This is a genomic window from Nonomuraea sp. NPDC050663, assembly GCF_044456985.1.
GTDB lineage: Bacteria > Actinomycetota > Actinomycetes > Streptosporangiales > Streptosporangiaceae > Nonomuraea.
Window position 1 is genome coordinate 187,292 of record NZ_JBITGL010000016.1, and the last position, 24,742, is coordinate 212,033.

Annotated in this window: 18 protein-coding genes; 9 read left to right on the forward strand and 9 right to left on the reverse strand. The window is 70.8% G+C overall.

The annotated features are described in order from the left end of the window. The first annotated feature begins 128 nt into the window (after positions 1–128). Both ACIBH1_RS37550 and ACIBH1_RS37555 read left to right on the forward strand, forming a co-directional pair. Positions 129–6,413 (forward strand): amino acid adenylation domain-containing protein, encoded by a 6,285-nt coding sequence (locus ACIBH1_RS37550; RefSeq protein ID WP_397318797.1) that lies wholly within the window; start codon positions 129–131, stop codon positions 6,411–6,413. Beyond that, positions 6,404–9,475, forward strand: coding sequence for an amino acid adenylation domain-containing protein (locus ACIBH1_RS37555; RefSeq protein WP_397318798.1), 3,072 nt, complete (start codon positions 6,404–6,406; stop codon positions 9,473–9,475). Before ACIBH1_RS37550 ends, ACIBH1_RS37555 begins: the two co-directional genes overlap by 10 nt. Positions 9,476–9,477: 2 nt before the next feature. Here ACIBH1_RS37555 and ACIBH1_RS37560 read toward each other — a convergent pair whose 3' ends face one another. Genes ACIBH1_RS37560 through ACIBH1_RS37580 form a run of 5 tightly spaced genes read right to left on the reverse strand, consistent with a single transcriptional unit; the run spans position 9,478 to position 14,896 of the window. Continuing rightward, the gene (locus ACIBH1_RS37560) at positions 9,478–10,293 is read right to left on the reverse strand and encodes a sugar phosphate isomerase/epimerase family protein (protein WP_397318799.1); all 816 of its coding nucleotides are present in this window, start codon (positions 10,291–10,293) and stop codon (positions 9,478–9,480) included. After that, on the reverse strand, positions 10,290–11,507 hold the full coding sequence (locus ACIBH1_RS37565; RefSeq protein ID WP_397318800.1) for a substrate-binding domain-containing protein: 1,218 nt from the start codon (positions 11,505–11,507) through the stop codon (positions 10,290–10,292). Before ACIBH1_RS37565 ends, ACIBH1_RS37560 begins: the two co-directional genes overlap by 4 nt. Next, on the reverse strand, positions 11,494–12,441 hold the full coding sequence (locus ACIBH1_RS37570; protein WP_397318801.1) for an ABC transporter permease: 948 nt from the start codon (positions 12,439–12,441) through the stop codon (positions 11,494–11,496). The genes ACIBH1_RS37565 and ACIBH1_RS37570 overlap by 14 nt, the downstream gene beginning before the upstream one ends. Beyond that, positions 12,438–13,454, reverse strand: a complete 1,017-nt coding sequence (locus tag ACIBH1_RS37575) for an ABC transporter permease (RefSeq protein ID WP_397318802.1) — start codon at positions 13,452–13,454, stop codon at positions 12,438–12,440. Before ACIBH1_RS37575 ends, ACIBH1_RS37570 begins: the two co-directional genes overlap by 4 nt. Next, positions 13,451–14,896 carry a sugar ABC transporter ATP-binding protein gene (locus ACIBH1_RS37580; protein ID WP_397318803.1) on the reverse strand — a complete coding sequence of 482 codons (1,446 nt, stop codon included), beginning with the start codon at positions 14,894–14,896 and terminating at the stop codon, positions 13,451–13,453. Before ACIBH1_RS37580 ends, ACIBH1_RS37575 begins: the two co-directional genes overlap by 4 nt. 115 nt (positions 14,897–15,011) lie before the next feature. On the opposite strand from ACIBH1_RS37580, the gene ACIBH1_RS37585 reads away from it, so the two are divergent. Beyond that, positions 15,012–16,142 (forward strand): ROK family protein, encoded by a 1,131-nt coding sequence (locus tag ACIBH1_RS37585; RefSeq protein WP_397318804.1) that lies wholly within the window; start codon positions 15,012–15,014, stop codon positions 16,140–16,142. A 296-nt stretch (positions 16,143–16,438) separates the two neighbouring features. Here ACIBH1_RS37585 and ACIBH1_RS37590 read toward each other — a convergent pair whose 3' ends face one another. Both ACIBH1_RS37590 and ACIBH1_RS37595 read right to left on the reverse strand, forming a co-directional pair. Continuing rightward, positions 16,439–17,623 (reverse strand): CU044_5270 family protein, encoded by a 1,185-nt coding sequence (locus tag ACIBH1_RS37590; RefSeq protein WP_397318805.1) that lies wholly within the window; start codon positions 17,621–17,623, stop codon positions 16,439–16,441. Further along, entirely contained in the window at positions 17,620–18,171 is a 552-nt protein-coding gene (locus tag ACIBH1_RS37595) for an RNA polymerase sigma factor (protein WP_397318806.1), read from the reverse strand. The genes ACIBH1_RS37590 and ACIBH1_RS37595 overlap by 4 nt, the downstream gene beginning before the upstream one ends. Before the next feature lie 415 nt (positions 18,172–18,586). On the opposite strand from ACIBH1_RS37595, the gene ACIBH1_RS37600 reads away from it, so the two are divergent. Together ACIBH1_RS37600 and ACIBH1_RS37605 are read left to right on the forward strand one after the other, a co-directional pair. After that, positions 18,587–19,429, forward strand: a complete 843-nt coding sequence (locus ACIBH1_RS37600) for a metalloregulator ArsR/SmtB family transcription factor (RefSeq protein ID WP_397318807.1) — start codon at positions 18,587–18,589, stop codon at positions 19,427–19,429. Next, positions 19,426–19,932, forward strand: coding sequence for a pyridoxamine 5'-phosphate oxidase family protein (locus ACIBH1_RS37605; protein WP_397318808.1), 507 nt, complete (start codon positions 19,426–19,428; stop codon positions 19,930–19,932). Before ACIBH1_RS37600 ends, ACIBH1_RS37605 begins: the two co-directional genes overlap by 4 nt. 292 nt (positions 19,933–20,224) lie before the next feature. On the opposite strand, the gene ACIBH1_RS37610 is transcribed toward ACIBH1_RS37605, so the two are convergent. Beyond that, positions 20,225–20,824 (reverse strand): TetR/AcrR family transcriptional regulator, encoded by a 600-nt coding sequence (locus ACIBH1_RS37610; protein ID WP_397318809.1) that lies wholly within the window; start codon positions 20,822–20,824, stop codon positions 20,225–20,227. A gap of 95 nt (positions 20,825–20,919) precedes the next feature. Here ACIBH1_RS37610 and ACIBH1_RS37615 point away from each other — a divergent pair, with 95 nt between their 5' ends. The 4 genes from ACIBH1_RS37615 (at position 20,920) to ACIBH1_RS37630 (ending at position 23,568) form a co-directional block, all read left to right on the forward strand. Beyond that, positions 20,920–22,410 (forward strand): carboxylesterase/lipase family protein, encoded by a 1,491-nt coding sequence (locus ACIBH1_RS37615; protein WP_397318810.1) that lies wholly within the window; start codon positions 20,920–20,922, stop codon positions 22,408–22,410. A gap of 322 nt (positions 22,411–22,732) precedes the next feature. Next, complete coding sequence (locus ACIBH1_RS37620; protein WP_397318811.1) at positions 22,733–23,080, forward strand: VOC family protein; 348 nt, start codon at positions 22,733–22,735, stop codon at positions 23,078–23,080. A gap of 39 nt (positions 23,081–23,119) precedes the next feature. Further along, entirely contained in the window at positions 23,120–23,266 is a 147-nt protein-coding gene (locus tag ACIBH1_RS37625; protein WP_397318812.1) for a hypothetical protein, read from the forward strand. A gap of 107 nt (positions 23,267–23,373) precedes the next feature. Further along, entirely contained in the window at positions 23,374–23,568 is a 195-nt protein-coding gene (locus ACIBH1_RS37630; protein WP_397318813.1) for a sigma factor-like helix-turn-helix DNA-binding protein, read from the forward strand. A 34-nt stretch (positions 23,569–23,602) separates the two neighbouring features. Here ACIBH1_RS37630 and ACIBH1_RS37635 read toward each other — a convergent pair whose 3' ends face one another. After that, on the reverse strand, positions 23,603–24,631 hold the full coding sequence (locus ACIBH1_RS37635) for a LacI family DNA-binding transcriptional regulator (protein WP_397318814.1): 1,029 nt from the start codon (positions 24,629–24,631) through the stop codon (positions 23,603–23,605). Positions 24,632–24,742: the final 111 nt, after the last annotated feature.

The window sequence follows — 24,742 nt, forward strand, 5'->3', positions numbered from 1 at the left end:
AGAGATCCCCCACTTTGTGGATGGACAATTCGGGCTACTCGCCTGCCCCAAAAGGGCATTTGTCAGGAGACGGAGAGTGTGTATGAATCTTCCTTAATGTGGTGTTCACCCTAGGGAGTGAGACAGCATTGACGAGCTCGCCCGGGCTGTCCTCAGGCGATGTCCACCTTTCCGACACCAAGCGAGCCCTGCTCGACCAGCGGCTCCGCCGCCGCTCCACCAGCAAGCCGGCCGGCATCCCGCGACGGCCGCCAGGCGACGAGATTCCTCTGACCTTCGCCCAGGAAGGTCTGTGGTTCATGGAGCAGTTCGCTCCTGGCACAGCCGCCTACACCATTCCGCTCGTCATGCGCCTGCGCGGGAATCTCGATCGTGAACGCCTGCACGGCGCGCTCCACGCGGTCACGGACCGGCACGAGATCCTGCGCACCCGTTTCCCCGCCGACCACGACGGCAGACCGGTGGTCGAGGTCTCCCCCGCCGGGGAAGTCCCCCTGAAGACGCTGACCGCGGCCGATGTGGACACCGCCCGCGAGCTGTTGGGCGAGGAGCTGGGCAGGCCGTTCGACATCGCCGCCGAGCTTCCCGTACGCGCCACCCTGGTCCGCCTGGCCGACGACGACCACATCCTGCTGGTGACCGTTCACCACATCGCCGCCGACGGCTGGTCGTCGCAGATCCTGGCCGGTGAGCTGCGCACGTTCTACGCGGGCGAGACCCCGCCGGAACTGCCTCTGCAGTACGGCGACTTCGCCGTCTGGCAGCGTGGGCGCCCGATCGACGAAGGCGATCTCGCCTACTGGCGCGCCCGGCTGTCCGGCGTCCCGCCCATCGACCTGCCCCTGGACGGCAGGCGCGGGGCCACCGCCACCTTCGACGGCGCCTCGTACTCCTTTCTGATCGGGCCCGAGCTGCTGGCCGCCGCCCAGCGCCTGGCGCGTGACCACGACGCCACGCTGTACATGGTGGTCCTGGCCGTCTACCAGGTGTTGCTCGGCCGCCATAGCGGGCAGGACGACTTCGCCGTCGGCACCCCGGTCGGCGGGCGGGCGCGCAGCGAGCTGGAGCCGCTCATCGGCATGTTCGTCAACATGCTCGCGATGCGGGCCGAGCTGGGCGGCGATCCCACCTTCGCCGAGCTGCTCGCCAGGGTGCGGCAGAGCACCCTCGACGCCTTCGCCCATCAGCGGCTGCCGTTCGAGCAGCTGATCGCGGAGCTCGGGCTGGCCCGAGACGCCTCGCGGACCGCCGTCTTCCAGGTCGCGCTCGCCCTGCAGAGCTACGACGAGGAGAGCACCACCTGGCCGGGGCTGGTGGCCGAGCCGTACCCTCTGACGGCCGGGGCGGCGCCGTTCGAGCTGGAGCTGTTCCTCACCGAACGCGCCGACGGGCTGGACGCGCTGTTCGTCTACAACCGGGACCTGCTGTCCGAGGAGACCGTCGCCGAGCTTGGCGACCGGTTCGTGACGCTGCTGCGCGCCGCTGCCGAGGCGCCGGGACTGCGGGTGGCCGATCTGGACATGCTGGCCGAGGGGGAGCACGAGCGGCTCCTCGCCTTGGCGGAAGGGCCGCGCGTGCCGTACGACAGGGGCGCGACGCTCGGCAAGCTGTTCGAGGAGCAGGCGGCGCGCACGCCGGGCGCGGTCGCCCTGGAGTACGGCGCGCAGCGGCTCACCTACGCCGAGCTGGAGCGGCGATCGGCTGATCTGGCGCGGCGATTACGCGAGCTCGGCGCGCGGCCGGGCGCCAGGGTCGCGGTCGCGATGGAGCGTTCGCTCGACCTGGTGGTGAGCCTGCTGGCGGTGGTGCGGTCCGGGGCCGCCTACGTCCCGCTGGACCCCGACTATCCGCGCGAGCGCCTCGACTTCATGCTGCGGGACGCCCGCGCGGCGATCCTGCTGCCCGAGCAGTCGACGCACGCGCACGACCCCCTGCCGGACGTCCCGCTGACGGCGGCCCACCCGGCCTACATGATCTACACCTCGGGCTCGACCGGCCGCCCCAAGGGGGTGCCCAACCCCCACTCCGCCATCGTCAACCGCCTCCACTGGATGCAGAGCCGCTTCGGCCTGGGCGGCGACGACGCGGTGATGCAGAAGACGCCCGCCGGATTCGACGTCTCGGTCTGGGAGTTCTTCTGGCCGATCATCACCGGCGCCCGCCTCGTGATCGCCGAGCCCGGCGGCCACCGCGACACCGCCTACCTGCGCGACCTCATCATCAGCGGACGCGTGACGACCATGCACTTCGTGCCGTCGATGCTCGCCGCCTTCCTGGAGGAAGACGGCATCGAGCGCTGCGGGTCGCTCAGGCAGGTGATCTGCAGCGGCGAGGAACTGCCCGCCGCCGTGGCCGCCCGCTTCTTCGAGCGGCTGCCCGGCGTGGAGCTGCACAATCTGTACGGCCCGACCGAGGCCGCCGTCGACGTGACGGCCTGGCGGTGCGTGCCCGGCGAGCAGCGGATCGCGATCGGGCATCCGGTGCAGAACACGCGCATCCACATCCTCGACGCGCGTATGCGGCCCGTCCCCTGCGGAGTGCCGGGTGAGCTGCACATCGGCGGTGTCCAGGTGGCGCAGGGTTACCACGACCGGCCGAGCCTGACCGCCGACCGCTTCGTGCCCGACCCGTACGGCTCGCCGGGAGAACGCCTCTACCGCACCGGCGACCTGGCCAGGCTGCGGCGCGACGGTGCCGTGGAGTTCCTCGGCCGCCTCGACCACCAGGTCAAGATCCGCGGGCAGCGGGTCGAGCCCGGCGAGATCGAGGCCGTGCTGCGCGAACAGCCCGGCGTGCGCGAGGCCCTGGTCGTGGCCGGCTCGGAAGGCCTGGTCGCCTACGTCACCGGCCGCGAGGAAGGCGAGCTGCGCGCCCGGCTGAAGGAGCTCCTGCCCGACCACATGGTGCCCGGCGCCTATGTCTGGATGGACGCCTTCCCGCTCAGCCCCAACGGCAAGGTGGACCGAGCCGCGCTGCCCTCCCCCACCCGCACCGGCGGCGACGGCGCGCCCCCGAGCACCCCTGCCGAGATCGCCGTCGCCGGGATCTGGGGCGACCTGCTGGGCGTGCCCGGCATCAGGGCCGACGACGACTTCTTCGAGATCGGCGGCCACTCCCTGGTCGCCATCCAGGTCGTGGCCAGGCTGCGCAAGCTGCTCGCGCCGGTCGAAGGCCGCTCGGTGGGCGTCATGGACCTGTTCAAACACTCGACCGTCCGCGCGCTCGCCGCGTTCATCGACGGTCCGGCGCCGGCCGGGAACGAGGACCGCGACCTGCTGCACCGCCTCACCCGCTCCCGCACCACGCCCGCGCTCACCCTCGTCTGCTTCCCGTACGGCGGTGGCAGCGCCCTGGTCTACCAGCCCCTGGCCGACGCGCTGCCGGAGGAGTGCGCGCTCTACTCGATGGCGTTCCCCGGCCACGACCCCGGCCGCCCCGACGAGCCGGTCATGCCGCTGGAGGAGGTCATCGAGCGCTGCGTGCGCGAGATCCTCGACCACGTCGAGGGCCCCATCGCCCTGTACGGGCACTGCGGCATCGGCGGCGCGGTCACCGCCGAGGTCGCCAGACGGCTGGAGGCCCAGGGCAGGGAGCTGGCGGCGGTCTACATCGGCGCCATCTTCCCCTTCGCCCGGCCGCGCGGACGTGTCGCAGGACCCCTCGGCCGCCTGCTGCGGTCCGATCGGCTGCGCGGCGACCGCACCTACGAGAACCGTATGAAGGCCATGGGCAACGACATCTCCGGCCTGGACGAGGAGCAGGTCGCGTTCATGGTCCGCAACCAGCGGCGCGACACGCTGATCGCGGAGGAGTCGTTCACCCGCATGTTGTCGGAGCGGGGCGAACCCCTGCGTGCGCCCGTCATCGCGGTCGTCGGCGAGCAGGACCCGGCCACCGACTACTACCGCGAGCGTTACCGCGAGTGGCAGTTCCTGTCCCCCACGAACGCGCTGGTCATTCTCGACGAGGCCGGTCACTACTACCTGAAATATCGTGCCGACGACCTCGCCCAGGTCCTCACCAACACACACATCGCGATGGAGTACGGCTCTGCCGACGCCCTCAGCCGCTCAGCTCGCGGACCGGCCGCCGGGTGGTGGGTCGAGGCGACCTCCGGCCAGGAGCCGCCCCGCGCGGACGCGCCGCCGCCGAGCCTGCGCCGGTTCCTGGCGGTCTCGCTGTTCCAGCTCGTCTCCATGGTCGGCACCGCGGTCACCGACTTCGCGATCCCGATCTGGGTGTACACCACCACCGGATCCCTGCTGAACTTCGCCCTGCTGGTCGCCCTGGCGATCATGCCGGGCGTGATCGCCTCCCCGCTGATCGGCGCCGTCGTCGACCGCAGCGGCAAACGCCGGATGATGGTGCTGGGCAACTGCCTGGCCGGAGGCGTGCAACTGCTGTTCGGCATGCTGCTGTGGACCGGGAACCTGGCCACCTGGCACATCTATCCGCTGGTCGCCGCGCTCTCGGTCATGCTCGTCTTCCAGCGGGTGGCCTACAGCGCCGCGCTGCCCCAGCTCGTGCCCAAGCAGTATCTCGGGCACGCGGCAGGCGTCGTGCAGATGCTCATCGGCACCTCCCAGTTCGCGGCCCCGCTGCTGGCCGTCGCGCTGCTGGCCGGGATCGGGCTCAGCGGCATCCTGGTGATCGACGTGGCCAGCTTCGCCGTCGTGCTCGTGGCGCTGGCCCTCATCCGCTTCCCCGCGACGCTCGGGCTGGAGCGGCGCGAGACGCTGGCGGCCGAGATCGCCGCCGGCTTCCGCATGTCGCTGGGCAACCGCCACCTGCGGGCGGCGCTGATCTACTTCGCGGTGCTCAACATCATGCTGGCCGCGGTGCTGATGTCGATCTCGCCGCTGGTGTTGTCGTTCGCCGACCTCGACACCGCCGGGCGCATCTCGTTCGTCGGCGGTCTCGGCGCCACGCTGGGCGGCGTCGTGGTGGCGCTGTGGGGCGGGCCGCGCCGGCGCCGGATGCGGGCCGTGCTGCTGGGGACCCTCGCGCTCAGCGCGTTCGCGATCCTGACCGGGTTGCACGCCTCGCCGGCCGTCGTGGGGCTGGGCGCGTTCGGGCTGTGGTGCAGCCTGTCGATCGTCAACGGCGTCTTCATGACGATCATCCACGTGAAGGTGCCCCAGCGTTTCCACGGCCGGGTCATGGCGTTCAACCAGATGGTCTCCTGGTCGACGCTGCCCGTCGGCATGGCCGTGGTCGCCCCGCTGGGTGAGCGGCTGCTGGAGCCGCTCATGGCCCCCGGCGGCGCGCTGGCCGGCAGCGTGGGCGCGGTCATCGGCGTGGGGGCGGGCCGCGGCATCGCCCTCATGTACATCGTGCTCGGGCTCGCCATCGCGGTCCACGTGCTGGTGTCGATGCGCGTGCCCGTGCTGGCGCGGTTCGACACCGAGGTGCCGGAGGCCGACCCCGACGACCTCGTGGGCGCGCGGGCCCTGCAGGCTCGGGCGGGCAACACCGTCAGCCTCGCCTGGAGCGCGCCCGCCTTCGCCAAGGCCCTGGCCATGCCGCTCAGCGCGGCCAAGGCGAGCGAGCTGATCGGCGAGCCGGTGAGCGAGGTGACGCTGCGCACCGGAGGCGAGATCAGCGCCGTCTACGAGGTCAGGACCGGCGGCAGGGAACTGATCTTCAAGCTCTACCCCGGGCTGTTCACCGAACGGATGAGCAAGGAGCGGCAGGTCTACGAGCTGCTCGGCCGTACCGGAGCAGCCGCACCCGCGGTGGTGCGCGCCGACGACTCCAAGCGGGACCTGCCGCAGGCCTATCTCGTCATGACGAAGGTGCCGGGCAGGCCGCTGTCGCAGGTCTCGGCCGGGCTGGACCAGGAGACGATCCTGCGGCTCTACCACGAGATGGGCGGCCTGCTGCGTGCCGTGCACAGCGTGGAGCTGACCTCGTTCGGCCCGATCGACGGGCTGCGCGAACCGACCAACGACGCCTACGTCGGAGGCCAGTTCGACCTCAAGCTCGCCCAGTTCGCGGAGTTCGGCGGCGATCCGGCCGTCCACGCCGCGCTCGTGGAGCGCGTGCGCGCCGACCGGCACCTGCTGGCCCGCTGCGCCACGCCCGTGCTGCTGCACCACGACTTCCACGAGCGCAACGTCATGGTCGCCGAGCGCGACGGCCGCTGGGAGCTGACCGGCCTCATCGACGTCGAGAACGCCCTCGCCGGCGACCCCCTCATGGACCTGGCCCGCACCGACTACTTCGCCGTCCGCGGCGACCCCCACCGCCGCCACGCCCTGCTGGAGGGGTACGGCGAGCTGCCCGCCGACCACGAGGAACGGCTCGCGTTCTACCGGCTCTACCACGCGCTCGACCAGTGGCACTGGCTGGCCACCATCGGCGAGGTCAGTGCGCTGGAGCCGATCACCAGGGAGATCCGCGCATGCCTGTGACCGAAGACGTCTTCCCCGCATCCTTCGCCCAGGAGCGCATCTGGTTCCTCCACCAGCTCCACCCCCGCCTGCCGTTGTACAACATCGCGGGAGTCTCCAAGCTGGAGCGGCTCGGCCCGATCGACCCCGAGCTGGTCGAAGCGGCCATCCAGATCATCTTCGACCGGCACGAGCCCCTGCGCACCCGCTTCGAGCTGCGCGACGAGCAGCTCGTCCAGGTGATCGCCCAGAACGTCCGGGTACGGCTGGCCAGGACCGATCTGAGCGGCTCGCCCGAGGATCTCGACGCGCTGGCGGCCGCCGACGCCGCCGAGCCGTTCGACCTCGACGGCGCGCCCCTGTGGCGTGCGCGGCTGGTGGAGCTCGGTGGCGGGCAGTGGCGGCTGATCATCGTCACCCACCACATCGTCTACGACGCCTGGTCGGCCGCGGTCTTCTCCGACGACCTGGCCGAGGTCTACCAGGCGCTGCGCGAGGGCCGCGAGCCCGTCCTCGCCAAGCTGGAGGTGCAGTACGCGGACTTCGCCGTCTGGCAGCGTGACCAGCCCTTCGAGGCCGGCCTGGACTATTGGCGCGCGAAGCTCGCCGGATCGGTGCCGCCGGAGATCACCCCCGACCGTCCGCGGCCCGCCGAGCTCACCTATGCGGGAACCCTGCACCCCTTCACCGTCCCCGCCGAGCTGTCCGGCCAGGTCACCGCGCTGGCCAGAGCCAGGGGCGTGACGTCGTTCATGGTGGTGTTCACCGCGTTCGCCGCGCTGGTCGCCCGCTGGAGCGGGCAGCACGACGTGGTGATCGGCTCGCCCGTCGCCGCCCGCGAGGAACCCGAGTTCAACCCGCTCATCGGCATGTTCGTCAACACCCTGCCGATGCGCGCCGACCTGTCGGGAGACCCGTCCTTCGCCGACGCGCTGGAGCGGGTCGGCGACACGGTCATGGAGGCGCTCGAACACCAGGATGTCCCCTTCGCCCGCATCGTCGGCGCGGTCAACCCGCCCCGCGACCCCGCGCGCACCCCGCTCTACCAGATCGCCTTCAACCAGGTGCCCTTCGACGTGCGCGGCCAGATCGGCACCGGCACCACCAAGACCGACCTCACGCTGGAGCTGCAGAACTCGCAGGGCGAGATGCACGGCTGGCTGGAGTACAGCACCGACCTCTACGACCCCGGCACGATCGCCACCCTCGCCGAGGGCTACCTCGCGCTGCTCCGGGCGGCCGTCGCCGACCCCTCGCTGCCGCTGTCGCGCCTGCCGCTGATGAGCGCCGGGCGATGCGAGGAGGTGGCGCGCTCCTGGCACGGAGCCACGACCCCCTATCCCGCGGCGACGCTGCACGAGCTCGTGACCGCTCACGCCGCCAGGACGCCAGAGGCTGTCGCGGTCATCGTCCCGCACGAGAACCGCTCTCTGACCTACCGCGACCTCGACGAACGGTCCGAGTCGCTGGCCCGCCTCCTGATGTCGCGCGGGGCCGGAGCCGAGACGCCGGTCGCGGTCTGCCTGCCGCCGGGAGCCGACCTCGTCGTGGCGCTGCTCGCGGTGCTCAAGGCGGGAGCCTGCTACGTGCCGCTCGACCCGCGCTACCCCGAGGAGCGGCTGCGCTTCATGCTGGAGGACTCCGGCGCCACGCTCGCGCTGAGCAGAGCGGCGCTGGCCGGACGGCTACGCGGCGTCAAGATCCTGACCGACCTCGCGCCCCGCGCCGCCGAGGGTCCGCCGCTGCCGCACGTCACCCCCGACCATCTGGCCTACATCATCTACACCTCCGGCTCGACCGGGGTGCCCAAGGGCGTCATGGTGCCGCACCGGGGCGTGGTCAACCTCGTGGAGTCGCTGGCCTTCACCCCGGCCGAGCGTATGCTCCTGCTCACCCCGCTCTCCTTCGACATCGCCGGGCTGGAACTGTTCGGGCCGCTGCTGGCCGGCGGCACGGTCGTGGTCGCGCCGCCGGACGGTCCGCTGACAGAGCTCCTCGTCGGGCAGAGGGTGACGACCGTGCAGGCGCCGCCGTCCGTCCTGGAGGAGATCGCCGCCCAGCTGCCGCCCGGCCTGCCCCGGGTGCTCAGCGGCGGCGAGCAGCTGCCACTCGCGCTCGCCACGCGGCTGCAGGAGACAGCCGTCGAGCTGCACAACATGTACGGCCCGACGGAGACCACCATCTGGTCGCTCACCCACCGCATGCACCCCGGCGACCAGGCGGTCTCCATCGGCACCCCGGTCGCCAACACCACCGCCCACGTGCTGAGCGAGGCGATGCACCCGGTGCCGCCCGGGGTGATCGGCGAGTTGTACCTCGGCGGCGACGGCCTCGCACGCGGCTACCACCGCAGGCCCGCCCTCACTGCCGCACGCTTCGTCCCCGACCCCTTCAGTACTGCGGGCGGCCGGCTCTACCGCACCGGCGACCTGGTCCGCCGCCTGGCCGACGGCACCCTGGAGTTCGTCGGCAGGGCGGACGATCAGGTCAAGGTGCGAGGCGTCCGCATCGAGCTCGGAGAGGTCGAGGCCGCCCTCACCACCCATCCGGGCGTCGCCCGCGCCGTGGCCGCCGTCCGGGACGACGCCCCCGGTGGCCGCGCCCTGGTCGCGTACGTGGACCAGGCGGCGCCCGTGGCCGAACTTCGCGCCTACCTGCAGGAGCGCCTGCCGTCCACGATGGTGCCCAGCCTCTACGTCCCGGTCGCCGATTTTCCCCGGCTTCCCAACGGCAAGCTCGATCGTGCGGCCCTCCCCTGCCCGGCGCCGGTCGCCGCCGTCGCCGCCGCCGCCCCGGAGACGGCGGCGCAGGAGCTGGTCCACGAGATCTGGACCGGGGTGCTCGGCAGGGAGGGGTTCGGCGTCGACGAGGACTTCTTCGACCTCGGCGGGCACTCCATGCTCGGCACCCGGGTGGTCGCCAGGATCTGCTCGGAGCTGGAGATCGAGCTGCCGGTCAACGCCCTCTTCACCACCAGGACCGTACGCCGCCTGGCCGCCGCGGTGGAGGCAGCCCTCGCCACCGAGATCGACCGGTTGTCGGAGGAGGAGGCCGCCGCTCTGATGGACCCGGGCTCCAGGTGACGTCAGAGCGTGCGGAGGAAGGCCAGGCCGTCGACGGCGAGCGCGTCCTGGCTGGGCGCGAGCGGCCGCCAGATGGAGGCGGCCGTCGCGATCGTCTGGTTGTGCGCGGTGAACGACTCGATGACGAGCGGGCCGTCGTAGCCCGTGGTCTTGAGCGCGGAGACGAACGCCGGCCAGTCGAAGCGGTCCTGCCCGGGGGCGCCCCGGTCGGTGCCGCAGACCTGGACGTGGGCGATCCTGCCGCCGGCGGTGAGGACGGCCCGCGCCGGGTCCTTCTCCTCGATGTTCAGGTGGTAGGTGTCCAGGGCCAGGTAGACCTCGTCGGGGAGGGCGTCGAGGGCCTGCTCGACGGTGTTGACGAGGCTGGTCTCGTAGCGGTTGAGCGGCTCGACGGCGATCTTGACGTCGTTGTGTGCGGCGACCGGACGCAGATTTCTCCGCAGCTCTTCATAGGCATTCATCCGGTCATCCTGGGACATGCGCCACGTGCGGCCCACCGCCGTGTACGCCGGCCCGGCGATCACCGGCGAGCCGACGATCCGGGCCACGTCCATGCAGTGACGCAGGTAGTCCTGCGTCTCCGCGACGTGCGGCGAGGCCACCAGGTCCCGGCCCGGCGGCATCACCAGCACGACCGTGGCCGCCAGGCCCAGCGCGTCGAGCAGGTCCCGGGCCCGGTGCGGATCCCAGTCTCCCGGCTGCTCGACCGGCAGCTCGATGACGTCGAACCCCCAGGCGGCGACCCGCGGCGCCAGCGCCGCGAGCTCGCCGTCGGTCAGGGGCGAGGTCCACACCCAGGTGTTGACCCCGATGTTCACTTCTTGCCGCCCCAGTTCTCCGGGAAGCCCGGCATCGTCTCGCAGCCGCACAGCGCGTAGTGCAGCGGCGGCATGTTCGGCTTGAGGTACTGGTCGAGCGTCTCAGAGGTGATCTTCGGCTGCGGCAGGTTCCACATCTTCGGCGTCTGCTCGCCCTTGAGGATCTTCAGAGCGGCCAGGATCGGCGTGCGCCACTGGTAGGTCGGGTAGGTCGGAGCCAGCGCGGTCAGGTTGCCCTGCTTCCACTTCTGCAGGAAGTCCTGCTGGTCCTCCCCGTTGATCGGCGGCACGGGCAACCCGGCGTCCTCGAAGGCCTCGATCGCGGCCACAGCGGTCGCGCCCGCGTCCATCCAGATGCCGTCGATCTTGCCGTGGCGGGCGATGTAGTCGCTGACGATCGACTTGGTCTTGGCCGCGTCACCGTCGGTGAACTCGACGCCGACCACGTCCAGCTGCGACTTGTCGAAGGTCACCTTCGCCGCCGACCAGCGCGTCTCCAGCACGTCCACGCCGGGCAGGATGCGAAGGGCCAGCACCTTGCCGCCCGCGGGCACCTTCTCCACCAGGAACTCGGCGGCGTCGGCGCCGAAGGCGTAGCCGCCGATGGGCTTGATGAAGGTGACCGGGCAGTCGGTCTCCACCCCGCGGTCGAAGACGATGACCGGCACCTTCTCGCAGGCCGCCTTGACCGCCGGCGTCAGCGTGGCGGTCGTGTTGGGCGAGATGATCAGCGCGTCGCAGCCCTTGCCCTGCAGCTCCGCGATGTCGGAGATCTGCTTGTCGTCCTTGCCCTCGGCGTCCAGCGCGGTGAACTCGGTGATCTCCTTGTGCAGCTTCACCTCGGCCTGCATGGTCTTCCAGCCCACCTGCCGCCACGGGTTGTTGACGGCGGCATTGGAGAAGCACAGGTGGTAGGGGCCGTCCTTCTTGTACTGGGCCGTGTCGCCCAGTTGGGGGGCGATGGCCTGCTCCCACGGCTTGTCCGCCGGGCCCTCGGGGGCCTGCTGCCGCATGGCCAGCTGCGCGTCGTAGTCAGCCTGCACGAAGAACTTCGACTGCTCACCGGTCCCGGCGGCGGCGTCGCTCGCGCTGGGCTCGGCGGCGGGCGAGCTGGCAGCCGGCCCCTGGGTGGCACTGGTGGTGGGCTTGTCGGTCGTGCACGCGGCCGCGGTGAGCAGCACGAACGCGGCCACTAAGGCCTTATGACGCGACATGGACGTCTCCCTTGACTTTTCGGGGGGTGAATTTCGGGAATGGCAGCCGCACGGCTCCCACCGCGACCGCGGCGATGATGATCACGCCCTGGACGGTGAACTCCAGCGCGCCGGAGATCCCGTACAGGTTGAGCAGGGTGAACAGAGCCTCCAGGGTGAACGCGCCGGCCATCGCGGCCACGACCGAGCCGCGCCCGCCGCCCAGTGCCACCCCGCCGAGCACGACGGCGGTGATCGCCGAGAACTCCAGCCCCTGCCCGACCTGGGCCGAGACTCCCGCGAAGCCGCCGAGCAGGATGCCGGCGACCGCCGCGGCCAGCCCCGAGATGATGAAGGCCCGGATGCGGACCCGATCGGTGCGCACCCCCGACAGCGCCGCTGCCCGGTCGTTGTCCCCGGTGGCGATCAGGGTGCGGCCGAAGTCGGCGCGCATGAGCAGGACCGCCGCGGCCGCGAACGCCACCACGACCAGCACCGACCACAGCGTGTCGCGGCCGAAGACGCGGAAGGCCTGCGACAGCGCGCCGCGCGGCGCACCGCCGGTCCACAGGAACACGGCACCGGACAGGATCAGCATCATGCCCAGCGTGGTGATGAACGACGGGACCCTCAGCTTCGTGGTGATCACGCCGTTGACCAGGCCGACCACCAGTCCCAGCGCGATCAGCAGGGCCAGCACCGGCCAGGTGGCCGCCTCGTCGCCGTCGATCAGCCGGGCGGCGACGACCACCTCGACCGTCACCAGCGAGCCGACCGACAGATCGAACTCCCCTGAGACGATCACGAAATACTGCCCGGCGGCCAGGATCACCAGTGGCGCCGCACGCTTGACGAAGGCCAGGAACCCGGCCGGCTCCAGGAAGAACGGATTGGCGAGCGCGATCAGCGCCAGCAGGACGAACAGCACCACCAGGATCGGGAGCGCTCGCTTCACTTGGCCATCCTCCTTCTGGCATAGACCGCCACCGCGACCACGATGACCACGCCGCGCACGACATCCTTGAAGAAGGAGTTGACCTCCAACTGGTTGAAGACGCTGTCCAGGACGGCCAGCAGCAGCACCCCGCCGACCGTGCCCGGCACGCCGCCCCGGCCGCCGGCCAGCGCCGTGCCACCGAGCACCACCGCGGCGATCGACTCCAGGTCGTAGCCGCCGTCGGTGCCGACCGTCGGCGCGCCGGCGCCCAGACGGCTGGCCAGCAGCAGGCCGGCGATCCCGGCGCACAGCGAGCACAGCACGTGGGTGGCGATGACGGTGCGGTCGGTCCTGACGCCCGACAGCCTGGCCACCTCCACGTCGCCGCCGACGGCGTAGACGCGATAGCCGTACCGGGTCCTGGTCAGCAGGAACCAGGCGGCCAGCGCGACGCCCGCCCACAACATCGCCGCGACCGGGACCGGGCCGATGCGGCTGTAGCCGAGCAGTTGGAAGGACTCCGGCACGCGCCCGGCGGGGCCGTCGTAGAAGTGGTCCAGGACGCCCTTGATGATCAGGGCCACGCCCAGGGTGGCGATGAAGGCGTGGACCTTCAGCTTGGTGATGACCAGGCCGTTGACCAGGCCGACCGCCGCGCTGACCACCAGCACCGCGCCGATCCCCGCCACGATCCCGTAGGTCTGCATGACCTCGGCGGCGACCAGGGAGGTCAGGCTGATCAGGTAGGCGACCGACAGGTCCAGCGAGCCGGCCAGGATGGCCAGGGTCTGGCCGACCGCGACGATGCCCAGGGCGGCCGAGCGCTGCTGGATGCCGACGATCGTCTCCACCGTCAGGAAGTCGTCGCCGTTGACCGCGACCAGGATCCAGCCGATCAGCAGGGCCAGGGCCAAGGCCAGGAAGACGGCCCTGGTCGGGGTGAGCGCCGCGGACAGGGATCGGCGGCTTTTGCCGTAACCATCCGAGGCTTTTGCCGGAGCGTCGGCGGAAGTGGCTTCACGCGGCGTCACGTCGCCACCTCCTCGCCGGCCGCCAGCCGCATGACGTCCTCCTCCGAGGACCCCGCCGGCAGGGCGCCCGCGATCCGGCCGTCCCGCATGACGATCAGCCGATCACTCATCCCGATCAGCTCCGGCAGCTCCGAGGAGATCATCAGGATCGCCGTACCGGAACCGGCCAGCTCTCGCATCAGCTCGTGGATGGCGGCCTTGGCCCCGACGTCCACGCCGCGGGTGGGCTCGTCCAGCAGCAGCACCTGTGGTGCCTGCGTCATCCATTTCGCCAGGACCACCTTCTGCTGGTTGCCGCCGGACAGGTAGCGGACCTCGGCCTCCTGGCGGGGCGGCGACAGCCGTACCCTCTCCAGGAGCTCGCGCACCCCGCCCCGCCGGCCCCGGCCGAGCGCCCGCGACACCAGCAGCGCGTTGTCGCGTACCGTCTGGCGCAAGGCCAGGCCCTCGGCCTTACGGTCCTCGGTGACCAGCCCGATCCCGGCTCGCGCGGCTTCGCGGACGGTGCGGGGTAAGAGGGGGCTCATCCGGCCGCGGGTGAACGGCTCGGCGCCGAACAGCGCCTTGGCCAGCTCGGTGCGCCCCGAGCCCTGCAGCCCTGCCACGCCGAGGATCTCACCGGCGCGCAGCTCCAGGTCGATGCCGTCGAGCCGGTCGTTGCCGCCGCCGCGTACGCTCAGCCGTACCTCTTGCGCGGCGCTCGATCGCGGCGGGAAGTAGGCGCTGAGCTCGCGCCCGACCATGTGGCGGACCAGCCGGTCGGTGTCCACCTCGGCGATCGCGGCGGTGACGACTCGGCGGCCGTCCTTGAGCACGGTGACGCGCGAGGCCAGGTCGAAGACCTCGCGCAGCCGGTGGGAGATGTAGACGACCGCCACACCCCGTTCCTGCAGCCGGCGCACCAGCCGGTAGAGCAGCTCCACCTCGTGCTCGGCCAGGGCGGCGGTGGGCTCGTCCATCACCACGATGCGCGCCCGCAGCGACAGCGCCTTGACGATCTCGACGACCTGCCGCTGGGCGACCGACAGGTGCTTGACAGCGTCGTCGGGGCGGAAGGAGTCCTCGCCGAGCTCCCGCAGGAGTGTGCGGGTCGCCTCCGACATGGCGGCTCGGTCGACCAGACCTCTCCTGGCCGGTTCGCGGCCGAGGAAGACGTTCTCGGCGACAGTGCGTTCGGGCAGGAGGTTGAACTCCTGGTAGATGATCGCCACTCCGGCCCGCTGCGCGCGCAGCGGGTGACCGAAGACGATCCGCTCGCCGTCGATCTCTATCGTGCCCTCGTCGGGCTCGTGGACGCCGGCGAGGATCTTCATGAGGGTGGACTTGCCCGCGCCGTTCTCGCCCACCACCGCGTGGACCTCGCCCGCGGCCACCTGGAGATCGACTCCCTCGAGAACTCGCACACCGAGGAAGCTCTTCCCGATCCCGGTCATCGTCAGCATATTCACCTGATTTCCGGCTTATGTCCGGCGTGTTCGGCGATCGTAAATCCGACTTATGACGATGGTCAAGCAAAAGTCGGGGAATGGTAGACTTAACGAGGAAAAGGAGGTGTCGATGCAGGACACGCCAGGTGCGCTTCTGTCGATACTGCGCGATGGTCAGGCCCGGACCAGAGCCGAGCTGGCCCAGCTGACAGGCCTGGCCCGGTCCACCATCGCGCAGCGCATCGACGCCCTGCTCGACCAGCGCTGGATCGTCCCCCTGGAGGAAAGCACCAGCTCCGGCGGCCGTCCGGCCACCGCCTTCGCCTTCAACCGGCGCGCCCGCATCGTCGCGGCCGCCGACCTCGGCGTCACCCACGCCCGCGTCGCCCTGACCGACCTGGACGGAGCCTCGCTGGCCGAGCGCAGCGCCGACCTGTCCATCTCCCTCGGCCCCGAGGCGGTGCTCGGCTGGCTGCTGGAGACCCTGCACGAGCTGCTGGCCGAGACCGGCCACACCTCCGCGGACCTGTGCGGGATCGGGGTCGGCCTGCCCGGCCCCGTCGAGCACGCCAGCGGCCTGGCCGTCAACCCGCCGCTCATGCCGGGCTGGGACGGCTTCCCCGTGCCCGAGTGGCTCGCCGCCCGCGCCGGCGCGCCGGTCCTGGTCGACAACGACGTCAACATCATGGCCCTGGGCGAGCACCGCGCCGCCGAGCACCTCCTGTTCGTCAAGGTCGGCACCGGCATCGGCTGCGGGGTCATCAGCGGCGGCCGCCTGCACCGCGGCGCCCAGGGCGCCGCGGGAGACATCGGGCACATCCGCCTGCCGTCCGCCGACCACGTCATGTGCCGCTGCGGCAACCTCGGCTGCCTGGAGGCGGTCGCCGGCGGCGGCGCGCTGGCCGCCGCGCTCGGAGTGGCCGGCACACGCGAGGTCGTGGGCCTGGTGCGGGCCGGCTCCACCCAGGCCATCCAGCTCGTACGGCAGAGCGGACGCGACATCGGGCTGGTCCTGGCCTCGATCGTCAACTTCTTCAACCCGGCGCTGATCGTGATGGGCGGCGACCTGGCCGAGGCGGGCGAGCACCTGCTGGCCGGAGTCCGCGAGGTCATCTACGCGCGCTCACTGCCGCTGGCCACGCAGCGGCTGGAGATCCGGGCCAGCGAGCTGGGAGACCAGGCGGGCGTGACCGGGGCGGCGGTCATGGTGATCGAGCACGTGCTCGCCCCGGCGGCGGTCAACCTGACGGTCCGCACCTGACGCACGCTATCGGCGAGATTTCGCCGATCCGAGCAGAGGCGGCGACGTCATGCCGCCGCCCATGCGCTGCGAAATCGAGCGGGGTTCTGGCCCGAGCCCGCACGCCGGCGGGAAGGTCGCCTGCGTCCTCAACGGCCGCGGCCATGCCCGTGCGGCACCTGCCGTACCGTGCGGATCGCATCGGGGTCAGGGCCCACCACGATGCCTACGATCCGGCCGGCGGGCCTTGCGCGCGATGTCCGCCGGACCACACCGACGGCGCGCGACCCCCGGCTCGGCCGCGCGCTCCGCCAGCCCTACCCGACCGGTTGCGTGGGCAGGTCAGGGCGGTCGTCGGTCCAGCCGATCGTCTGGAACGATGTGGCGCTGCGCAGCTCCGCCGTCCGCCCGTCCGCGAGGGTGATGGTGTTGGTCCACACCTCTGACAAGGGCAGCCCCGAGCTCGGGTCGATGAGGAGCCGAACCTGGGTGAACAACCCCGGCTCCGCCTCCACCTGATAGCTGAGCGTCTGCCCGTTCCGCCCCAGCGGATCCGTCGACTCCCCCACGGCCCGGATGCCGGGCAGCGAGGCGAGGACCCGGTAGGCGGACGCACGAGCCTCGGGTGAGGCGGGCAGCCGGCTGATGATGTCCACGCAGCCTTGGCGGAGAAGGTTCGCCGTCGTCTGTTCCACGTCCAGCCCGGGGTGGGCATCGGCCGTCAGCCGTCGTGAGATGCGCTCTTCCAGGTAGCCGCGCAGTTCCTCGGGATTGCCCGGGATCTCGTCCAGCTCGCGCCAGGTCATCAGCTCCCCCATCAGGTCGCCGGCCGAGCCTGTCCACTTGCCGCGCAACCGCGTGGCGGTGCGCTCGCCCGCAGCCGCTTCCAACGGCTTGAACGGGACGGCGAACCGGTTCTCCGTCAGATTCCTGGGGTAACGCCAGCTCGTGGGCGCACCCGCGGCTCGCCAGACCTCCTTGTCCCGCGGAGTCGCAGGCTCGGCGCCGAGATATCGATTGATCCACCAGCTTGACAGGTCCGGCCGTTTGGCCAGCCAGGTCTCCTTGGACCACTTGCGCTCGATCACATAGGTGCGCGTGGGATCCAGCAGCATCGACTGGCTGACCGTCGCGGTACGCCAGTAGTCACCCTCCGCACGGGCCTGCTCCATGGCCACGGCAGCTGCCAGCAGGATCTGACGGGCTTCCGGTGCGGCCGTCACGGACGAGGATGTGGCCGGTTGCGGCACCAGGGTGGTGGTGCCCGATTGCAGCGCCGGGATCGCGACCACGGCCGCCGCAGCCGCCACAGCCGCCGTCGCCATCGCCGTCAAGCCGAGCAGAGCGCGGCCGGAAGGGCGAAGGAGCCGCCGCCGGGCGGGAGCGCGCTCCATCGAGACGATCTCCGCCAGCAGCGCGTCCGCCCCCGCGGTGGACGCGCTGCCGGTCAGGTCCTCATCCAGCGCCCTGGCCCGGTTCCTGAAGATCTGGTCCTGGTTCACCCTGACTCCTTCTTGACGAGCGGCCGCGCTACGTAGCCGGCGACTGATGGGCGGGTCTTCTCCAGGGCCTTGGCGAAGCGTTTGCGGGCCCGGTGCAGACGGATGCGGGCGGCGTTGCGTGAGCAGTCCAGGACTGTGGCGATCTCGCCGGGATCGAGCCCTTCCCAGAGGGCCAGGGCCAGCAGTTCCCGATCTCCGTCGGAGAGCATGTCCATGGCCTCGTCCACGCCGGCCTGCTCGCCGTGCTGGGGTGGGGCGGTGTAGAGGTGTTCGATCTCGGTCGTCAGCTCGGCGTGCCGGGTGAGCCGCCGCCGTTCGCTACGGCGGTGGTTGGCCAGGACCCGGCGGGCCACGCCGTACAGCCAGAGTTTGCCCGCCTCCCCCTCGGGGAGCTCGTCGATCCGCCGCCAGGCGATCACATAGGTCTCGGCGACGACGTCGGCGGCGTCCTCGGGCGAGGAACATCGCCGCACCGCATATCCGAGGATCTGCTCGTAGGTCCGCCGATACACCGACTCGAACCGGGACCGGTCGTCTTGTTCATGCACGCGTCATCCTCGTCAGACCTTCCAACGCTGTTGGCTTTCACTTCCTACGTGTGCGCGGAAGGCGGCAGAATTTCAGGCCGGGCGGCGGCTTCTCTGGATGAGTGGTTCCACGGGGTGGTCGCTGGCGGTCATTGAGCGGGCTGGCCGGTCGTGTCGTTGTGCCAGAACGCGGACGATGACGACGCGGGCGCAGGGTCCGTCCACCGTAGCGTTCGAGGTCAAGCTGCCCGAGAGCCTGGTTGATCGATTCGATGGTCTGGCGCGCTGGTTCGAACAGTCGCGAGGCGGCGCCCCTGCCGGCGCGTGAGCGACCTGGGTGGAGGCGGGCTGCCAGGGGGCCCCTGGCGTTCAGTCGCACGTCACGCCAGTCGGCTCCGGCGCGGACCTCCCACGCAACACCGTTGATGACCTGGCGATGATCTCGCCGGCGGCCGCCCAGGCAGACGCGACATCGGTGAGTTCACCTCGCACCGCCCTCAATCTTCTGTTCACCATATGGTGTACTGTTAGCTTTATGGTGAACGATCCGTTCAGAGCCGTGGCCCATCCGATCCGGCGCAAGATGATCGAGCGCCTGGGCAGCGGCCCAGCGACCGTGGGTGAGGTGACCTCGGACCTGGGCGTTTCCAAGCCGGCGATCACCAAGCATCTGAAAGTCCTCGAAGACGCCGGTGTCGTCATCCGCCAGCTCGCCGGCCGCACCCACCGGCTGGCGTTGAACCCGGCCGCACTCATCGACGCCGTCACCTGGGTCGATCGCCAGCGCGCCCTGTGGGAGCGCATGTTCGACACCGTTGAGGACCACCTCACCCATAGGGAGCAGCCACACATGCACGCCTTTCGCATCCAACGCACCTACCAGGCGTCGTCAGAGGCCGTGTTCGACGCCTGGACCAACCCGGAAGTCATCAGGAGGTGGTGGCACGCAGGCGACGACTGGGATACCGCGGAGGCCGAAGTCGACCTGCGCGTGGGCGGGCGCCTACGGGTCGTCATGCGTGACACCGACGGCACCGAATACACCGCCACCGGCGTGTACACCCTCGTGGAACGCCCCTCACGCCTGGCCTGGATCTGGCACGGCGAGGAGGACCAGGCGGGCACCGGATCGAGCTGCGACCTGGAGATCACCGAGCACGCGGGTGTCACGTCGGTGGTGCTGACCCACGGCGGCCTGCCCGGTCACGACGCGGCGGCCGAGCTCCGCGAGGGCTGGGAGCTGTGCCTGGACAACCTCGGCAAGGTCTTCGCCCGATGACCCACCTCGACGCCACGACGCTGCCCCAGGGCGATGTCCGGCTGCTGGAAACCGACGTGGCCCAGCAACTGCTCCACTCCACCGAACTCGCCCGGGTCGCCTACGTCGCCGGCGACGGAACGCCACGGGTGTTCCCGATGCTGTTCCACTGGACCGGCAGCGAGATCGTGCTCTCCACCTTCGGAGGCCTCAAGGTCAGCGCCTTGCGAGCCCGCCCCGACATCGCCGTCACGATCGACGCCGCCACCACCCCGCCCTCCGTGCTCCTCCTCCGCGGACAGGCCGAAGTGACCGACGTCGAGGGGATCGCGGAGGAGTACGCCGCCGCCCAGCGCCGCTACGCCGGCGAGGTACAGGGCGCGGCGAACGTTGCCGCAGTCGACCGTCCCGGCGTCACCATGGTCCGCATCGCCGTCCGTCCGACCTGGGTCGGGGTACTCGACTTCGTCACCCGATTCCCCGGCGGCACGACACCCGACGAGTTCGCTCAGCGAGGCCAGTAAGACCTTCTCCCGAGCTGATGTGGCCGGGTAGGCGCGCCTTCCACGACGGCGCCCACGAGAGCAGCTGAGCGTCGGTTCGGGCGACATGAGGCTGGGCGAAGGTCGGTCGATGGTTGCCCGCCACGGTGAACGGGCTCGGTAGTGCGAGCGTCGGCGCGGACGCTCGGAGCGTGGATGGGATGGTCGTGCCGGGCGCGGTGCCGCGGTCAGATGGCACCAGGCCGGCGAGCGGCGGACCAGAGCTGATCTTGTCCCCCGCCTGCCCTGTGGCTGCCCCGTGTCCGGGGGCAGGTCACGGGCTCCTGAACAGCCGGTCCAGATGCACGTCGATCGCGGCGAGGGCGTCCTGGGGCTCGATCACGTCGAGTTCGATCAGGGAGGTGAAGCCGGTGAGGGCGAGGAGCAGGTTGGTCTCGGTCACCGGGTCTCGGTCTGGGTCGATGTGCCCGTCGGCGATCGCCTGGCGGACCGACTGCTCGACGAGGGCCCGCCCCTGGGCGAGGCCGCGGTGCGCCTGCTCGTGCACGGCCTCGTCGTGCAGCGCCTCCAGGACGTAGGCGGCGCTCATCCGGCTGGTCGCGCGGGCGTCGGCGTGCAGGGGGAGCATTTCCGCGAGCGTCAGCCGCAGCACGTCGCGAGGATGGGGATGGTCACCGAGTTCGTCGAGCCCCTGGAGGACGCGCGCCGAGGTCTGCTCGGAGGCGAAGTCCATGGCGAAGGTGAGCATGGCGGTCCGGGAGGCGAAGTAGTGCTGCAGTTGCCCGAGTGACATGCCCGCCTCCTGCGCCACCACGCGCATCGTCAGCTGGTTGACGCCGCGCTGTTCCACCACGCGCCACAGTGCGCGGGCGATCGTTTCGCGGCGGCCGCGGTGATCCACCTGTTTCGGCATCGTGGCCCTTCCCTCATGCCCAGCACCTTTCCAATACAGTTGACATAATACACTTGACCCATAACCTTGAACCCACCCGGCGGAAAGGAATCATCATGTCCGAACAGCCGAAGGTACGGACCACGGAAGGCGTGGTGCAGGGGCGCCGGCGACAGGGGCACGCAGTGTTCCGCGGCATCCCCTACGCCCAGCCTCCGGTCGGAGCGCTCCGCTTCGCCGCGCCCGCGCCGCCGCACCCCTGGGAGGGGACGAGGCAGGCGGTCGAGTTCGGCCCCGTGGTGCCGCTGTCCCTGCCGATCGACGTGCCCCCGCAGGGCAGCGACTGGCTGACGCTCAACGTCGGCACTCCGGATCCGGGCGCGGCGGGACTGCCGGTGCTGGTGTGGATCCCCGTGGGTGGCTACCTTTCAGCGGCCTCCAGCGACCCGATGTTCGATCCGGCGGCGCTGGCCGAGGCGGGAGTCGTCGTGGTGACCATCAACTGCCGCGTGGGCGCGGAGGGATTCGCGTTCCTCGACGACGCGCCGCCCAACCGCGGGTTCCTCGACCAGATCGCGGCGCTGGAGTGGGTGCAGCGCAACATCGCCGCCTTCGGAGGCGACCCCGGCAGGGTCACCGTGGGCGGGGTGTCCGCCGGGGCGGGCTCGGTCGCCGCCCTGCTGACGATGAAGTCCGCGCGCGGCCTGTTCCGACGGGCCATCGCCCACTCGGTGCCGGGGCTGCACAGCACCCCCGCGCTGGCCCGGCAGGTCACCGCCGCGTTCGCCGACCGGCTCGGCGCGGCGGCCCCCACCGCCGAGGCCCTGCGCGACGTCGACCCGTGGCACCTGGCCGCCGAGCTCACCGCCTTCAACGCCGGCCTCCACGCGCACCGGGAGAGCTGGGGACGCCTGACCGAGACCGGCACCGCCCTGTGCCCCGTCGTCGACGGCGAAATCCTCCCGGAGACCCCCTGGCCCGCACTGACCGGCGGGCGCGCGAGCGGGACCGAACTGCTCGTCGGCCACGCCCGGGACGAATTCCGGTACTTCAGCGTCATGAGCGGACGGCACGGCACCTTCACCGAGCAGGACGCCCGTGCAGCCCTGGCACTGCTCGCCCCACAGCCGGACGGCGCGCTGGCCTACCGTGCCGCCTTCCCGCAGGCAGGCCCGGAGGAACTGGTGGAGACGGTGTACTCCGACGCCCTCTTCCGCATGCCGTCACAGAAGCTCGCCGAGGCGAACACCGCAGCCGGCGGCACCTCCTACCTGTTCGAACTGTGCTGGGCCGCCCCCGCCCTCGACGGCATCCTGGGCGCCTGCCACAGCCTCGACATGCCCCTGGCGTTCGGCACCCTGGACAGCCCCGTCGGCATCCAGCTCATCGGCGAGGAGCCCAATGCCGAGGCCGTCGCGCTCTCCCGCCAGTTCCAGGAGGCATGGGTCCGCTTCGCCACCACGGGCGACGCGGGCTGGTCCGCCCACCGGCCAGGCGGACGCCTCACCCGCCTCCTGGACACCGAGTCGAAGACCCTGCCCTACCCCGAACAGGCGTCCCACCGGATCTGGGAAGGCCACTTCCCAGCCCCCTTCGATCTCACGTAATTGTCCGGCCGACTCCTACGACTGAGGCGTTGCGGGTACGGCAGGCCGGGTGGCAGCGGATCTCGTACCCGTCCGATGGCGATTCGTGGCTGACGGCTCCCAGGTAAACACGCAGCGAGGAGATCCGCCCGTCCTCGATCCGGTATCACCGAACCCAGCCAGGGCAAGACCGCGACGGTCACCGGCCAGGCACCCAATCTCGACCCAACCAAACGCCTGGCCAGCTACAGGCAAGAAATCTCGTCGATGAGTTTTCGCGACATACCGAGTCCTTCCTTCGAGAGGCCGGACCTCCCGGCTTTGGCGGAGAGGACGTTCGAGCATGTCAGTAGGGATCTTCGCGGGCATTCCCGTCCGCGACTACAAGAGCGCCGTGCCCTGGTACAGCAAGCTTCTCGGGAAGGAACCAGCGTTCTTTCCCAACGACATCGAAGCGGTGTGGCAACTGGCCGAGGACCGATACGTCTACGTCATCGAGGATGCCGCCCGTGCCGGAGGCGCGGTGGGCATGATCTGGGTGGACGACCCGGTGGCGGAGGTGGACCGGATCGCGGAGCGCGGGCTCCGGCCGGTGGACAAAGAGCAGCACGGGAACGTCTGCAAATGGGTCTTCCACGACACCGACGGCAACGAGACGGGCATAGGAGGCGAGGTCGCCCCGCGCCCCTGAGCCAGCCAGAGGAGACCTGGCCGCTAGCAGGTGGCGGGCATGGCCGCCAATGCCGCCTTCTCAGCAGTACCTGCTCACGGGGATGCCCGCCAGGCCGAGGACCTGCTGCAGAGTGTCCTGCTCAAGGTGCTCGGCCGCTGGTCCCAGCTGGCGCCGGTCGAGCGTCCCGAGGCAAGGCGCTGCTGAACCAGCACATCTCATGGCGGCGGCGCCGGCTCAGGAGCGAGGTCCCTACCCCCAGCCCGCCCGAGCAGCCCTACTCAAGCCAAGACTCGGACCTCGTACGGCTCGTCATGCGCCAGGCGCTGCTGCGCCTGCCTCCCCGCCAGCGAGCGGTGATCGTGCTGCGCTACTACGAGGACGGGACGGAGCGCGAGACGGCCGCACTGCTGAACTGCTCGATCGGGACGGTGAAGAGCCAAGCCCACTACGCGGGAAGCCACTGCCGGAGCTGCCGTCGCGGTGGCTTCGTCGCTCCTGGCGTATGACGTTCTCGGGCGGGAACAAGCGCCCAGGCCCAGGCTATGGGGGCGGCGAGATCTCGCCCGAGCCCCTCACGATCAGTTCGGTGGGCAGGATGACTCGCCGGGTCGGGCCGGTGTAGCCGTCGACGCGCTGCCACAGCAGGCGGCAGGCCTCCTCCCCCATCAGGGCGGGGTTGTGGGAGACGACTGTCAGGGGCGTGATGAACACCTCGGCGAGCTCCACGTCGTCGAATCCGACCAGCGCAACCGGACGTCCGAGCCGGTGGATGGCGCGCAGCGCGCCGACGGCGATGCGGTTGTTGGTGGCGAACACGGCGGTGGGCGGGTCGGGCTGGGTGAGCAGACGCTCGGTGGCGGCGTCGGCGGTCTCGGCGTCGTGCAGCCCGGCCAGCACCAGCCGGGGGTCTTCCGGCAGCCCTGCGGCGCGCAGTGCCTCCTGGTGGCCGCGCAGCCGCTCTGGCACGGTGAAGATCGTCAGGTAGTCGCAGAGCACGCCGATGCGGCGGTGTCCGTGGGCCAGCAGGTGCTCGGTGGCCTGGAAGGCGCCGCGTGCGTTGTCGAGCAGCACGACGTCGCTGTCGATGGCGCCCGGCGGCCGGTCCATGAACACGACCGGCATGCCGCGCCGCAGCTCGGGCAGCAACGAGCGGTGGTCGTCGCCGGCCGGGACGATGAGCAGGCCGTCGACCCGGCGCTCGACGAGTGAGCGGATCAGGGTGCGCTCGATCGCCGGGTCCTCGTCGGAGCTGCCGGTGATGACCAGGTAGCCCCGGCGGCGGGCCGAGCGTTCGACGGCGCGGGCGATGCCGGAGAAGAACGGGTTGCCGACATCCTCGATGATCATGCCGAGGGTGCGGGTGGACTGGCCGACCCGCAACGATCTGGCCATGTCGTTGCGCTGGAAGCCCAGGGCGTCGATGGCCTCGTGCACGCGGGCGATGGTGGTGGCCCCGACGCCCGGCTCATCGTTGAGCACCCGCGACACGGTTTTCGTGCTCACGCCGACGTAGAGGGCGACGTCACGCATCGTGGGCCGGCCGGAGGACGGAGGTGTCGAGTCGACCACTCGTGCCGATCCTCCCCTCGGTGGACACCGCCTGAGGTGAACCTATCCCGGTTGCCCGACTACGTCAACGTTGACAGTCAACGTTGACGTAGGCCGGAAGCCGGTTCACCA

What these genes read in the sequence shown, in the direction of transcription:
- ACIBH1_RS37580 (WP_397318803.1), bottom strand. Translation starts at nt 14,896, where the DNA reads ATGCTGACGATGACCGGGATCGGGAAGAGCTTCCTCGGTGTGCGAGTT.
- ACIBH1_RS37585 (WP_397318804.1), top strand. Translation starts at nt 15,012, where the DNA reads ATGCAGGACACGCCAGGTGCGCTTCTGTCGATACTGCGCGATGGTCAG.
- ACIBH1_RS37565 (WP_397318800.1), bottom strand. Translation starts at nt 11,507, where the DNA reads ATGTCGCGTCATAAGGCCTTAGTGGCCGCGTTCGTGCTGCTCACCGCG.
- ACIBH1_RS37600 (WP_397318807.1), top strand. Translation starts at nt 18,587, where the DNA reads ATGATCTCGCCGGCGGCCGCCCAGGCAGACGCGACATCGGTGAGTTCA.
- ACIBH1_RS37555 (WP_397318798.1), top strand. Translation starts at nt 6,404, where the DNA reads ATGCCTGTGACCGAAGACGTCTTCCCCGCATCCTTCGCCCAGGAGCGC.
- ACIBH1_RS37625 (WP_397318812.1), top strand. Translation starts at nt 23,120, where the DNA reads ATGGCCGCCAATGCCGCCTTCTCAGCAGTACCTGCTCACGGGGATGCC.
- ACIBH1_RS37615 (WP_397318810.1), top strand. Translation starts at nt 20,920, where the DNA reads ATGTCCGAACAGCCGAAGGTACGGACCACGGAAGGCGTGGTGCAGGGG.
- ACIBH1_RS37605 (WP_397318808.1), top strand. Translation starts at nt 19,426, where the DNA reads ATGACCCACCTCGACGCCACGACGCTGCCCCAGGGCGATGTCCGGCTG.
- ACIBH1_RS37610 (WP_397318809.1), bottom strand. Translation starts at nt 20,824, where the DNA reads ATGCCGAAACAGGTGGATCACCGCGGCCGCCGCGAAACGATCGCCCGC.
- ACIBH1_RS37620 (WP_397318811.1), top strand. Translation starts at nt 22,733, where the DNA reads ATGTCAGTAGGGATCTTCGCGGGCATTCCCGTCCGCGACTACAAGAGC.
- ACIBH1_RS37630 (WP_397318813.1), top strand. Translation starts at nt 23,374, where the DNA reads ATGCGCCAGGCGCTGCTGCGCCTGCCTCCCCGCCAGCGAGCGGTGATC.